The following is a 13,372-nucleotide window of genomic DNA, read 5'->3' on the forward strand; positions in this document are numbered from 1 at the left end:
GGATATCTAAATGTCTAAAAACACAAAGCAGACGTCGAACAAGGTGGCGCATTTGGCATCCGAGACGCTTCATGATCCGAAAGCATCGGAGATCAAAAAGAGTCTTGCCGCGTCGGCTCTATCACAGGCCCATAGCGCGAAGCAAACAAGCGGCGCGATGGAGCACAAGGCAAGCGAAGTGCTGAAAAGCCCGAAGTATTCGAAGGAAACGAAGACGCTAGCTGCTTCCGTGCTCGCCCAGTCCAACAAGGAGCGCAAGTAAAAATACACGCTGCCGGTCCGTTCCGGCAGCGCGCATCCAAAGGTCGAGACTTCAAGCGCGCTAACGACAACGCTTCAGTCCGCTTCCGTGCCAGAGCGGGCCAAGAAGTCGTAGCCGCAAAAAAAACGCGCCGCCGTTCACTCGGCGGCGCGTCCTTCACCTCAACAACCAACTCTCGACCTCAACGCGCCAACAACAACGCATTCGTCCGCTTCACGAAACTCGCCGGATCTTCCAGCGATCCGCCTTCGGCCAGCAACGCCTGATCGAACAGCAGATGACACCAATCCGCGAAATTCGCGCCATCGGTCTGCAGCGCCTTCACCAGCGGATGTTCCGGGTTCACTTCGAGAATCGGCTCCATCTTCGGTGCGTTCTGCCCCGCTGCCTTCAGCATGCGTTGCAGGTAGCCGCTCATGTCGCCTTCGTCGGCCACGAGACAGCTCGGCGAATCGGTCAGGCGGAAGGTCAGGCGCACGTCCTTGGCCTTGCCTTCGAGCGCTTCCTTCATCTTCTCGACGAGCGGCTTGAATTCCTCGCCGACCTTTTCCTGCTGCTGCTTTTCCTCGTCGTTCAGCGCGCCCAGATCGAGGTCGCCACGCGCGACGCTCCCCAGCGGCTTGCCGTCGAATTCGTTGAGGAAGGAGAGCATCCATTCGTCGACGCGATCCGTCAGCAACAGCACTTCCACGCCCTTCTTGCGAAACACTTCCAGATGCGGACTGTTCTTCGCGGCCTGCCAGCTGTCCGCGGTGACGTAGTAGATCTTCGTCTGCTCGGGCTTCATGCGCGAGACGTAATCGGCGAGCGAGACGTTTTGCACGTCGGAGTCGTTATGCGTCGATGCAAAACGCACCAGCTTCGCGATGCGATCCCGGTTGCTGAAATCCTCGCCAATGCCTTCCTTGAGCACCTGACCGAATTCCTTCCAGAAATTCGTGTACTTTTCTCGGTCGGCTTCGTCGGTTGCTTCGGCCGATGACGATGCGATTTCTTCCAGCATCGACAGCACGCGCTTGCTCACGCCTTCGCGAATTGCCTTAACGTCGCGGCTTTCCTGCAGGATCTCGCGCGAGACGTTGAGCGGCAGATCGGCCGAATCGACCACGCCCTTCACGAAGCGCAAATACGCGGGCAGCAATTGCTCGGCATCGTCCATGATGAAGACGCGCTTCACGTAGAGCTTGAGGCCGCCGCGATGTTCACGGTTCCACAGATCGAACGGCGCGTGCTTCGGCACATACAATAGTTGCGTGTATTCGCTGCGGCCTTCCACGCGGTTGTGCGTCCACGCGAGCGGGTCGTCGTGATCGTGCGAAATATGCTGGTAGAACTGCTTGTATTGCTCGTCGGTGATGTCGCTCTTGTTACGCGTCCACAGCGCGCTCGCCTGATTGACGGTCTCGTCTTCGTCCTTCTCGACCATCTCGCTCTTCTCGGCGTCCCATTCTTCCTTCTTCATGAGGATGGGCAGCGCGACGTGATCCGAATACTTCTGGATGATCGACTTGAGCTTGTGACTCGAAAGCAGTTCGTCCTCTTCCGGACGAAGATGCAGCGTGATGGTCGTGCCGCGTTGCGCGCGCTCAATATTCTCGACTTCGAACTCGCCTTCGCCCGCGCTCGTCCAGCGCACGCCTTCCGATGCCGGCAGACCGGCGCGGCGCGATTCCACTGTGATCTTGTCGGCGACGATGAAGCCCGAGTAAAAGCCCACGCCGAATTGTCCGATGAGCGCGGCGTCCTTTTGCTGGTCGCCGGAGAGCTTCGAGAAGAACTCTTTCGTGCCCGAGCGCGCGATCGTGCCCAGATGCGAGATGGCTTCTTCGCGGCTCATGCCAATGCCGTTGTCGTCGATGGTGACGGTGCGCGCCGCCTTGTCGAACGACACGCGGATACGCAAGTCCGGATCGTTCTCGTAGAGCGCGCTGTTTTCGATTGCCTCGAAGCGCAGCTTGTCTGCCGCGTCCGATGCGTTTGAAATCAGCTCGCGCAGGAAGATTTCCTTGTTGCTGTAGAGCGAATGAATCATCAGTTGCAGAAGCTGCTTCACTTCCGCCTGAAAGCTCATGGTTTCTTGCGCCATGGTCGAGTCCTCTGGTTGAGTTTTATAGATGCGGTTCGGAATGCGCGGCGTGCGATCTTAAGCCACTTGCATGGCATGCGCCGCGTACACGCGCAGAATTCGTCCGATATATGGGCGGGACGGGCTATTTCAAGGGCCGGTGAAAAGCCGGTTAGGATGACGCTTTAGCACGACCGATCGCCCGACCATGTTTCACACGCCGAAGCCCTTGATACGCGCACGGCCGCTCACGCCCGGTGAGATCGCGCTGGCGCGGTGCGTGTTCGGCGCTTCGATCGATTATTCGACGGTCCGCGTTCACGCTCGCGGCTATCTGCCGTTCGGACTGCAACCGCGACACACCGCGATGTCGCCGAACGGCAACCTCTATTTTCCACGCGCATGCTACCAGCACGACTTCTCCGCCTGCGACCTCGGTGAGCGCATGTGGTTCATCCACGAGATGACGCATGTGTGGCAGTTCCAGCTCGGCTATTGGGTGAGGCTGCGCGGGGCGATTCGTATCGGCCTGCCTTATCGCTATGCGCTCGCGGCCGACAAAGGTCTCGCGGACTACAACATGGAAGCGCAAGGCAACCTGCTTGCCGACTATTACGCGCTAAAGTTTTGCAGCGGACAGGCGCGGCTCTATGAGCGTCGGTATCGGTTGATGCCGGGTGCGCTTGCGCTCTTCGAGCACGTGCTGGCGGGGTTTTTGAATGCGCCATCGGACCGGCGGCATTTGCCTCGTCTTCGGAATCGGCCGCGTCGGGAGAGTTGACGTGCGGCCGGGGTGCGCGGTTTTCCACGACACCATTCAGCCGAGCCGCTCGCCTAGGAACCCCGCCGCGCCGCCTTTTCCCGATGACTCGCCAGCAACTCCGGCAACGCCGGATCGCCGCAGTTGGCGATGTTGAAGCGCATCCACGTAGTGGGCGACTGATTCGGCGAAAACAGGCTGCCCGGCGTCAATAAAAAGCCGGCTTCGTGCCCCGCCGCCGCGAGACTTTCCGAATCGACACCCGTGTCGGCCCAAAGAAACATGCCGGCCGATGGCGTCGTGAACAGCTTCAGACCGGTCTTTTCCAGCATGCGGGCGGTCTTGTCACGCACGGCGTCGAGCCGCCCGCGCAGCCGTTCGACGTGCCGCCGGTAATGCCCTTCGGTCAGTACCTTGTAAAGCACGCGTTCGTTGAGTTCGGGCGTCGTCATGCCGACGAGCATCTTCTGATCGGCGAGCGCCTTCGCCACTTCCGCCGATGCGGCGACATAGCCCACGCGCAGATTCGCGGCGAGCGTCTTCGAAAAGCTGCCGAGAAAAATTACGCGCTTGAGTTGATCGAGCGATACAAGGCGCGTTGCCGGATACGAAGGCGCACACAGATCGCCGTAGATATCGTCCTCGATGACCATGAAGTCGTACTGCTGCGCGAGTTGCAGGATGCGGAACGCCTGCGCCGCCGTGAGCGACGTGCCGGTCGGGTTCTGCAGCACCGAGTTGATGATCAGCATCTTCGGCCGCCAGGTCGCGACGAGCGATTCGAGCGCGTCGAGATCGGGCCCATCCGGCGTGTACGGCATGCCGACGAGCCGCGCGCCCTGCGATGCGAAACGGCCGAACATCTGGAACCACGCGGGATCGCCGACGATCACCGCATCGCCCGGCTTGACGTAAAGGCGCGAAATCAGGTCGATGGCCTGCGTGATGCCCGACACCATTACGATCTGCTGCTCGGTCGCGCCGATCTCCAGTTCCGCGAGACGCGTCTGCAACTGCAGCCGCAGCGGCAGAAAACCATGCGGCGTGCCCATACCGAGCATCTGCGCGCCGGACATGCGGCTCATCGAGCGCAGCGCGTTGGTGATGAGCTCGCCGTCGAGCCATCGGTTCGGCAGATAGCCGAGCCCCGGCCCCTTCTCGGGGCTCGAACTGTGCAGCATGTTGCGCAGAAGCCAGACCACGTCGATCGCGTTCTGCACGGGCGCCTGCTCCGGCGCCGGGCTCGCGGCGGCCACGATACGGTCGCGCACGTAGAAGCCCGACCCGCGCCGCGAATCGAGATAGCCGTGCGCGATGAGCCGCTCATAAGCCTCGACCACGGTGAAGCGCGACACGCCTTTATCGACTGCCAACTTGCGGATGGACGGCATGCGCATGCCCGGCCGGAACACCCGTTCGTCGATGCGGCGGCGTCCCCACTGCACGAGCTGATCGACGAGCGTTAGCTGCGCGGCGTCGTGCGGAGCGGGAATCTGATCGAGCGGGACGGACATGCGGGCCTCCGTGGCGGATGTGCGGTTCAGGCGAAGCGTTCGATATGCTCAAAACTGTACAGAACAGTATTCCGCCGATTGTACCGTTACTGTTCTGGTGGCAGCAGCTACATTCTGCATTCGGGCTGCACTGGATGGCGCATCCTTTCCGTAACCGTGCGCTTCGGGCGGCGCGGGCGAGCGGTTATGCTATCGGCCCCTGTATTGACGCTTCGGGCTTGTGCCATGACCGCTCATCCGCTGAAACTCGACCATCTCGTGATTGCCGCGCGCACGCTTGCCGAGGGCGCGCAATTCATCGCCGCGAAGTTCGGCGTGGAGACCGCGCCCGGTGGCGCGCATCCGCTCATGCGCACGCACAACCGGCTCTTGAGCCTGTGGGGCGGCGCTTATATCGAAGTGATCGCAATCGATCCGGACGCGCCTTCGCCCGCCACATCGCGCCCGCGCCTCTTCGCGCTCGACGACCCGGCATTGCAGCGTCGCCTCGAAGACGGTCCGCAGCTCGTGCACTGGGTGCTTCGTGTGGATCGGCCGAAGTCGCTCGTGCGCTGGCAGGAGCAGTATCCGGAACGCATCGCGCCCGTGGTGGCAATGTCGCGCTCCGGCAATACGTGGGGGCTGACGGTGCCGGACGACGGCGCGTTCCCCGCGTGGCAAGGCGTGGGCGATGGCGTGTTGCCCGCGCTGATCCAATGGGATACGCCGCGTCATCCGAGCGATACGTTGCCGCAAACGGGCATTGCGCTGGCATCGCTCACGGGGTTTCATCCGAACGCGGATGCGGTGGCGCAACAGCTCGAATGGCTCGGCGCGGCGCATCTGATGCAAGTCGAGCCAACGCGTGGCGCGCCCGCTCTCGTCGCGCGTTTCGAGCTGCCAGATGGCTCGATGGTGACGCTCGGCGAATCGGCGGAATCGGTGGAGGCGGCGCGGCTTGCGAACGAGCAGGCGCGGCAGGCGGCAGGCAAGCGAAGGCGTGTGCGAGACAAGGCTGCGGCGGTTGCGTCGGATGGCGATTCGTCTGCCGAAGAAAGCGGTGCATCCAGCATGCAAAGCGATCCGCGCGAACTGCAAGCCGAGACGAATGAGCAAGCCACGGTCGATGCCGACGCCGCACCTACCGACGACAACGACGACTAACCAGCGAGCCCAAGAGCCCGCCCCAAAGGAGACATGGAACGATGAGAACCCGCGAAACCGAAGGCATGTTGCTCGGCCTGATCGGCGTCGTCATCTTCAGCCTCACGCTGCCGATGACGCGCATCGTCGTGCAGGAAGTGCATCCGCTTCTGAACGGGCTCGGGCGCGCGCTCGTCGCCGCGCTGCCCGCCGCCTTGCTGCTTGCATGGTGCCGCGAAAAGCGGCCGTCCTGGCCGCAGATCAAGAGCCTCGCGGTCGTGTCTCTTGGCGTGATCGTCGCGTTTCCGGTGTTTTCCGCCTGGGCGATGAAAACCGTCCCTGCGTCGCACGGCGCCGTGGTCAATGGCTTGCAGCCGCTGTGCGTCGCGATCTACGCCGCGTGGCTCTCGCACGAGCGGCCATCGAAACTCTTCTGGGTGAGCGCTATCGCGGGCAGCGCGATCGTCATCGCGTTCGCCTTGCAGACGGGCGGCGGCGGCTTGCAGGCAGGCGATCTTCTGATGCTCGTCGCGGTCTGCATCGGCGCGCTCGGCTATGCGGAAGGCGCGCGGCTCGCCAGACAGATGGGCGGATGGCAGGTGATCTGCTGGGCGCTCGTGCTATCGGCGCCCTTCCTCGTGCTGCCGGTCGGCTGGCTCGCGTGGGCGCATCACGCGGCTCATCCCGAGCCGCTCGCTTTACGCACGTGGCTCGCGTTCGGTTACGTGACGCTCTTCTCGCAGTTCATCGGCTTCTTCGCGTGGTACGCGGGTCTCGCGATGGGCGGCATCGCGCGCGTCGGACAAGTGCAATTGCTGCAGATTTTTTTCACGATGGCATTCTCCGCGCTCTTCTTCGGCGAACAGGTGAGCGCGACGACGTGGCTCTACGCGACCGCCGTCATCGTGACAGTCGTGCTCGGGCGCAAGACGGCGGTGCGCGCGGCGCCGCTGCCCGTTGCGGCGGCAAGCCCGAACAGCGCAAGATAAGCACCCAGGCCGAAAGCCCGAGACCGTGCACGCAAGTTCGCTTGGGCGATAATCGACATTTCAGGCGGCCGTGCACTTTGCCGCCGGATTCAGGATCAGCTTCAGCCAGTTGTAGTCAACCCCGGAAACCCCAAGCGAGACATTCCATGAATCAAGCCGATCTGCGCGCCACGCCGTGGCAACTTTCCGAACGCGCCCGCAAGCTCACCAGCTCGGCGATTCGTGAAATTCTCAAAGTCACGGAGCGGCCCGAAGTCATTTCCTTCGCGGGCGGCCTGCCCTCGCCGCAGACGTTTCCCGTCGAGGAAATGCGCGTCGCGTCCGAACGCATCTTGCGCGATCAGCCCGCCGCCGCGCTTCAGTACAGCGCGACCGAAGGCTACATGCCGCTGCGCGAATGGATCGCGGCGCGTTATTCGAAAGACGGCGTGACCATTCGTCCGACCCAGGTGCTCATCACGACGGGCTCGCAGCAAGCGCTCGATCTGCTTGGCAAGACGCTCGTCGATCCCGGCAGCCGCGTGCTCGTCGAAACGCCGACTTACCTCGGCGCGCTGCAGTCCTTTTCGATGTTCGAGCCGCATTACGTGCAGATGCCGACGGACGAAGCCGGCCTCATCCCCGAAGGACTGAGCGCCGCGCTCACCGCCGATGCACGCCTGCTCTACGCACAGCCGAATTTCCAGAATCCGACGGGTCGCCGTCTGCCGCTGGAACGCCGCCGCGCGCTCGCCGCGTTCGCGCAAAGCGCCGGGTTTCCGATCATCGAGGACGACCCCTACGGCGCGCTCGATTACGCCGGCGCTCCGCTGCCCACGCTGCTCTCGATGGCGCCCGATCACATCGTCCATCTGGGCTCGTTCTCGAAAGTGCTGGCGCCGGGTCTGCGTGTGGGCTACATCATCGCGCCCGAGGAACTGCACTTCAAACTCGTGCAGGCCAAGCAGGCAACCGATCTGCATACGCCGAGTCTCACGCAACGTATCGTTCATGAAGTCATCAAGGACGGCTTCCTCGATCGACATGTGCCGACCATCCGCGCGCTGTATCGCGACCAGTGTCAGGCCATGCTCGACGCGCTCGAACGTCACATGCCCGCCGGTGTCGAATGGAACCGGCCCGAAGGCGGCATGTTCGTGTGGGTGAAACTGCCGAAGCACATCGATTCGATGAAGCTGCTCGAACAGTCCATCGCGGAGAACGTGGCGTTCGTGCCGGGCGGTCCGTTCTTCGCCAACGACGCCGAGCACAACACGCTGCGTCTTTCGTTCGTGACGGTGCCGCCCGCGAAGATCGACGAAGGCGTCGCCAGGCTCGGCGCACTGCTGCGCGCGAGCGTCTGATCCACGCGCGGCGCTTCATTGGCGTCGCGCTTCAACTCACTCCAGGAGTCATCGATGGCATCCAACGTTTACGACAAGCTGAAGGAACTCGGTATCGACCTGCCGACCGCGGGCGCGCCCGCCGCCGCCTACGTGATGAGCGCGCAGAGCGGCAACACGGTTTATCTGTCGGGACACATTGCCAAGAAAGACGGCAAGGTTTATACGGGCAAGCTCGGCGACACGCTTTCCACCGAAGAAGGCAAGGCCGCCGCGCGCAACGTGGCCATCGACCTGATCGCGACGCTGCACGCGCATGTGGGCGACCTGAACCGCGTGCGCCGTATCGTCAAGGTGATGAGCCTCGTCAATTCGACGCCAGACTTCACCGAGCAGCATCTCGTCACCAACGGCGCGTCCGAACTCATCGCGGATATTTTCGGCGATGCCGGCAAGCACGCGCGTTCGGCCTTCGGCGTGGCGCAGATTCCGCTTGGCGCATGCGTGGAAATCGAACTGATCGCCGAAGTAGCCTGACGCTTTCGCCTTCGCACCGCACGGTCGCAAGAACCCGGCGTCATCAGGCGCCGGGTTTTTTGTTTGCATGCTTGCCAAGAACGGCTGAATGCGCGTTCGCGGTGAAAGCCCCTCGCCGATGCATTCGCGCCTGCCGAAACGATTCGTCGGCAGGCATCGGCAGCCATTTCGTTACGATATTCGATGGCACATTTTGCTTGCGGGACGCCGGTTCATCGGCAAGTCGTGCCACGCGTATACCCCTTGGCGACGCCCCTTTCCGAACTCGGGTCTGTTCGCTAATATCTGAACAATCGGGGACCACAAAAGCTCGAGCGCGATTCGTGTCGTATTCAGCCGCTTGCGCTTCGGCGCAAACGTATGCTGTCAGATAAGTCGCACCCTCATCGTCAAATCCGTGTTGTAGTTGCTTCAGTTGCCGCACGGCTTCAAGTAACCGCCGGGCGCCGAACGCTTTTCACGCGAAGCGCATGGCGCCAGATTCGCCATGCATCGTCGTTCGAAGCGTGGTCGCCCAACTCGCGCGGTATAGTGGCTCGTTTCGCCTCAACGCAAGAAGACATGGTCCGCTTCATACACATCGCGCGCTCGGCAGCTTGCAACCTCTCGTGCTCTTCGTCAGCCGAAGCGTTGCATGCCCTCGCGGGCCCACGCCTTCCATGAAGCGCTCGCGCATCAAGGCCAGCGACGCGCGCTCCGTGACACCGGGCGCGCGGCGGCGGCGCGCACTGCTGCTCATTCCCGTGCTCGGCACACTGGTGCTGGTGTCGTTGTGGGCCGTGATCTTCACGCGGCTCTCGGTGGAACGTGAATCCACCACGCACGAATCCATGGCGTCCGCCGCCATCCTCTCCTCCGCGCTCGAACAGCACACGATCAAGGCGATCCATCAGGTCGATCAGATCACGCGCTTTGTCAAGTACGAATACGAGAAGTCGCCCAGCGAGTTCGATCTCATCGCTACCGTGGACAAAGGCGTCGTGCAGAGCGACACGCTCGTGCAAGTCTCGCTCATCGACGAACACGGCGCGCTCATCGCCACGACGGCCGATCCGCATCCGAAGCCCATCGACTTGTCGGATCGCGAGCACTTCAAGGTTCACGTCCACTCCAACGACGACCTGCTCTATATCAGCCGGCCCGTGCGCGGACGCGTCTCCGGCATCTGGACGCTGCAAATCACGCGGCGGTTGAATCATTCCGATGGCTCGTTCGCGGGCGTGGTCGTCGTTTCGGAAGACCCGGCGTACTTCACGAGCGATTTCTATAACGTCGCCTCCATCGGGCATGAAGGCGTGATCGCGGTCGTGTCAGACAACGGCTCGGTGCTCGCGCGCAGTACGGGCGGCGGCGCGGGCACTTCTGGCGTAGCTGGCGTATCCGGCGCCTCTGGCGCTTCGTCTGCGGCCTCCGATGCACGCGCGCCGAACGCCGTAGCCAAGGGCAGCGGCGCGCGCAACGCGAGCGGCCCCGTCCACGGCGAGTTCAGTGCGAGCGGCGTGTATCCGACCTCGGAGCACGCGTCGGGCATCTATGTCGATCCGATCGACGGCGTGAGGCGCATCGTGTCTTACCGGCATATCGACGGCTATCCGCTCGGCGTGCTCGTCGGCCTTTCGGAGCGCGAGGAACTCGTCGACTTCAATCACACGCGCAACGTGTATCTGCTGATGGCGGGCTTCATCTCGCTCGCGATGCTGGGCTTCTTCGCGGTCGCCACGGGTCTCATCGGCAAGCTGCTCGGGCGCGAGCGCGAGATGACGCATCTCGTCGAATACGATTTGCTGACAGGCTTGCGTAATCGCTATTCGACTCTGCGCGGGCTGCGGCAGGACGTGGCGCACACCGAGAACATCGGACGGCTTGCGCTGCTCTTCATCGACCTCGACAACTTCAAGACCGTCAACGACACGCTCGGCCACAACGCGGGCGATATCGTCCTGCAGATGACGGCGTCGCGTCTCGCCGAAACCGTCGGACAAAGCGGCACACTGTCGCGTATCGGCGGCGACGAGTTCGTGGTGGTCGTCAAGGGCGAGGAAGTGGAGCAGCGCGCGATCACGCTCGCCGACGACATCTCGACCATGTTCGCCACGCCGTTCGATGTGCGCGGCAGTGCGTTCGTGCTGCACGCGAGCATCGGCATTGCGCTCTTTTCGGTATCGAACGAAAGCGAGATCGATCTGCTGAAGAAGGCCGATCTCGCGATGTACAGCGCGAAGGACGCGGGCAAGAACTGCTATCAGTTCTATTCGCCGCAGTTGTCGCATCGCGCGGATCATCTGATGAAGTGGGAGCAGCAGTTGCGCGTCGCGTTGACGGAGCAGCAGCTCTTTCTCGTATATCAGCCGAAGATCGATCTGGCGCGGCGCTGCATTACCGGGTTCGAGGCGCTCGTGCGCTGGAATCATCCGCAGCATGGGCTGATTCCCGCCAACGAATTCATTCCGGTTGCGGAGTCGACCGGCTTGATCGTCGCGGTGGGCGACTTCGTGGTTCACACGGCCTGCATGCAGCTCGCGCAATGGCAGCGCGAGGGCTACACCGGCTTGTCGCTCGCGGTGAACATATCGGCCGTGCAATTCTGGCGGGGAGACTTGCTTGAGACGGTGGCGCGATCCATCGAGGCGAGCGGCATTCCGTCGGACAAGCTCGAACTCGAGATCACCGAAACCGTGATGGTTGAATATCCCGAGCTCGTGCAGGAAAAGATCATGGCGTTGAAGCGTCTTGGCGTGCGTATCGCGCTGGACGACTTCGGCACGGGCTATTCGTCGCTGTCGTATCTGAACCGTTTTTCGGTGGATACCTTGAAGGTCGATCGCTCCTTCATCCAGGCGATTCCCGAAGACCGCAGCGTGTGCGTGATGGTGTCGGCCATCGTGAATCTCGCGCGTTCACTCGGCCTGACGGTGGTCGTGGAAGGCACGGAACGCGAAGAGCAGATCGTGTGGCTCGCGGCGCTCGGTCCGGTGGAAGCGCAAGGCTTCCTGTTCTCGCGGCCCGTACCCGCGGATGGCGTGCAGGCCTTGCTCGACCGCTTTGGCGTATGCGGCTTGACACGAGGGGTCATGCCACGCTCGGAGAAAGATGCGGGCCATGCGGGTCAAGAGCCGCCGAGTCCCGCGCTGAGCGACGAACGCGGCGTTTGAGACTCAAAAGCCGCGCGACAAGACGGCAGTACCGATCGTCACCACGCCCAATACCAGGTTGATCACGACGAGGCGCCGCACCGTGCCCACGGCGCGCGCGCCATCGGGCCAGTTCTGCGCCTGCACCGCGCGACGGATGCGCGGAAACACGCCGAAGCGGATGTGCCCGAAGATCAGCATCATCACGATGCCGAGCCCCGCCATGGCGTGCAGCGGCCACGCCGCGTGACCACCGCCGAACTGCCACAGCAGGAAGCCGCCCGTGAGCAGAATCACGAGCACCGACCCCGCGACCCAGTTGAAGAAGCGTGCGAACACGGCTTCCCAGAGCGGCAGGCGCAATTGCGGCGTGAGATCGCCGAGCGCCGGGCGCAGGCAGAAATGCGCGAAGACCATCCCGCCTATCCATATGGCGACACCGAGCAGGTGCAGGAAAAGGGCGGCTTCGATGGCGTGGGTCATGGGTCTTTTGATTATCGGGTGATTAGGTTCGGGAGGAAGGTGCCGCGAGTGACGCGATGTGTAGCCGTTTTGTTTGCTGCGATTTTCGTTTATTTCGAATAAAATGGAAAGCCTGCCGAACGTACATGAGAACAGCCATGACCCATCCAGCCATATCCGAGACGACGCTGCCGGTCGAACGCGAAGTACAGGTTGCGGGCGAAGGACAGCGCACACTTGCCGCCTATCTCTCGACCGGATTTCAGACTCAACGCATTCAAATTTACGATGACCATGAAAAGGCGCATCAAGTTGAATTGCCAACTTCGGCGCTTCGACTGCTCGTCGATATCCTCGCCGAACTTGCGGACGGCAACGCTGTAAGAGTGGTCCCGGTTCACGCCGAGCTGACCACGCAGGAGGCCGCCGATCTGCTCAACGTTTCCAGACCGCATCTCGTCAAATTGCTCGAATCCAATGCGTTGCCGTTTCGCAAGACCGGGAAGCATCGCCGCGTGCGCTTCACGGACCTCATGCGCTACAAAGCCGAGCGCGATCAAGAAAGCGAGCGGGCCATGGAAGCATTAACCCGACAGGCACAAGAACTAGGAATGGGTTACGAATGAGGAGTTCCCGCTTTACGGTTATTTATGATGCGTGCGTGTTGTACCCGGCGCCGTTGCGAGACTTTCTGATGTGGCTGGGTTTGTCCGGGCTTTTTTCAGAGCGCGATGGAGCGCGCGAATACACGACGAATGGAAGCGCAATCTCTTGCGTAACCGTCCCGACTTGTCGGCACGACAAGTGGACCGCACGGCCGCCCTGATGGATGCCGCCATTCCAGACGCACTCGTCAGCCACTATGACGAACTCATCGACGCGCTCGACCTTCCCGATCCCAACGACCGCCATGTGCTGGCGGCGGCAATTCGCTGCGGCGCGAGCGTTATCGTCACGTTCAACAAGCGCGATTTTCCAGACGAAGTCTTGTCGACCTACGACGTCGAGGCGCAGCACCCCGATGTGTTCGTCGACAATCTTTTCGATCTCGACGAAGCCGCCGTGGTGCTCGCGGCCCAACGTCAACGCAGACAGCTAAGGAACCCTTTGCTCGACGTGGACCGTTATCTCGACATCCTGTCGAAGCAGGGGCTCGTCACTACTTGTAAATCTCTCGCGAGATTCCGGTCGGTCTTGTAGAGCGCGAT

At 62.2% G+C, this 13,372-nt stretch carries 10 protein-coding genes and 2 pseudogenes; 9 read left to right on the plus strand and 3 right to left on the minus strand.

Features of this window, described 5'->3' with window-relative positions:
* Nucleotides 1-10 precede the first annotated feature (10 nt).
* Complete coding sequence (locus tag P9292_RS20590; protein ID WP_250492084.1) at nt 11-262, plus strand: hypothetical protein; 252 nt, start codon at nt 11-13, stop codon at nt 260-262.
* 181 nt (nt 263-443) lie between these two features.
* Here the strand turns inward: P9292_RS20590 and htpG are convergent, their stop codons facing one another.
* Nucleotides 444-2,348, minus strand: a complete 1,905-nt coding sequence (htpG, locus tag P9292_RS20595; RefSeq protein ID WP_309961015.1) for a molecular chaperone HtpG — start codon at nt 2,346-2,348, stop codon at nt 444-446.
* A gap of 187 nt (nt 2,349-2,535) precedes the next feature.
* Between htpG and P9292_RS20600 the strand changes: the two genes are divergently transcribed.
* Nucleotides 2,536-3,108, plus strand: a complete 573-nt coding sequence (locus tag P9292_RS20600; protein WP_309961017.1) for a Rhs element Vgr protein — start codon at nt 2,536-2,538, stop codon at nt 3,106-3,108.
* A gap of 53 nt (nt 3,109-3,161) precedes the next feature.
* Here P9292_RS20600 and P9292_RS20605 read toward each other — a convergent pair whose 3' ends face one another.
* Nucleotides 3,162-4,601, minus strand: coding sequence for a PLP-dependent aminotransferase family protein (locus P9292_RS20605; RefSeq protein ID WP_309961019.1), 1,440 nt, complete (start codon nt 4,599-4,601; stop codon nt 3,162-3,164).
* 225 nt (nt 4,602-4,826) lie between these two features.
* Here P9292_RS20605 and P9292_RS20610 point away from each other — a divergent pair.
* The 5 genes and pseudogenes from P9292_RS20610 to P9292_RS20630 all read left to right on the plus strand — a co-directional run.
* Nucleotides 4,827-5,489, plus strand: a pseudogene (locus P9292_RS20610) (VOC family protein); the annotation flags it as partial.
* Nucleotides 5,490-5,785: 296 nt separating this feature from the next.
* Nucleotides 5,786-6,712, plus strand: coding sequence for a DMT family transporter (locus P9292_RS20615; protein WP_309961021.1), 927 nt, complete (start codon nt 5,786-5,788; stop codon nt 6,710-6,712).
* Between the two features lie 146 nt (nt 6,713-6,858).
* Nucleotides 6,859-8,055, plus strand: a complete 1,197-nt coding sequence (locus tag P9292_RS20620; RefSeq protein WP_309961023.1) for a PLP-dependent aminotransferase family protein — start codon at nt 6,859-6,861, stop codon at nt 8,053-8,055.
* A gap of 54 nt (nt 8,056-8,109) precedes the next feature.
* Entirely contained in the window at nt 8,110-8,571 is a 462-nt protein-coding gene (locus P9292_RS20625) for a RidA family protein (RefSeq protein WP_244827491.1), read from the plus strand.
* A gap of 659 nt (nt 8,572-9,230) precedes the next feature.
* Complete coding sequence (locus P9292_RS20630; protein WP_309842142.1) at nt 9,231-11,723, plus strand: EAL domain-containing protein; 2,493 nt, start codon at nt 9,231-9,233, stop codon at nt 11,721-11,723.
* Between the two features lie 3 nt (nt 11,724-11,726).
* Here the strand turns inward: P9292_RS20630 and P9292_RS20635 are convergent, their stop codons facing one another.
* Nucleotides 11,727-12,185, minus strand: coding sequence for a CopD family protein (locus P9292_RS20635; protein WP_244827489.1), 459 nt, complete (start codon nt 12,183-12,185; stop codon nt 11,727-11,729).
* Nucleotides 12,186-12,322: 137 nt separating this feature from the next.
* On the opposite strand from P9292_RS20635, the gene P9292_RS20640 reads away from it, so the two are divergent.
* Nucleotides 12,323-12,790: a helix-turn-helix domain-containing protein gene (locus P9292_RS20640; protein WP_309845180.1), complete on the plus strand. Its 468-nt coding sequence runs from the start codon at nt 12,323-12,325 to the stop codon at nt 12,788-12,790.
* Nucleotides 12,787-13,364: pseudogene (locus P9292_RS20645) on the plus strand (PIN domain-containing protein). The gene P9292_RS20640 and the pseudogene P9292_RS20645 overlap by 4 nt, the downstream one beginning before the upstream one ends.
* The last annotated feature ends 8 nt before the right edge of the window (nt 13,365-13,372 follow it).

It is taken from the genome of Caballeronia sp. LZ001 (assembly GCF_031450875.1).
In the GTDB taxonomy this organism is placed as follows: Bacteria; Pseudomonadota; Gammaproteobacteria; order Burkholderiales; family Burkholderiaceae; genus Caballeronia.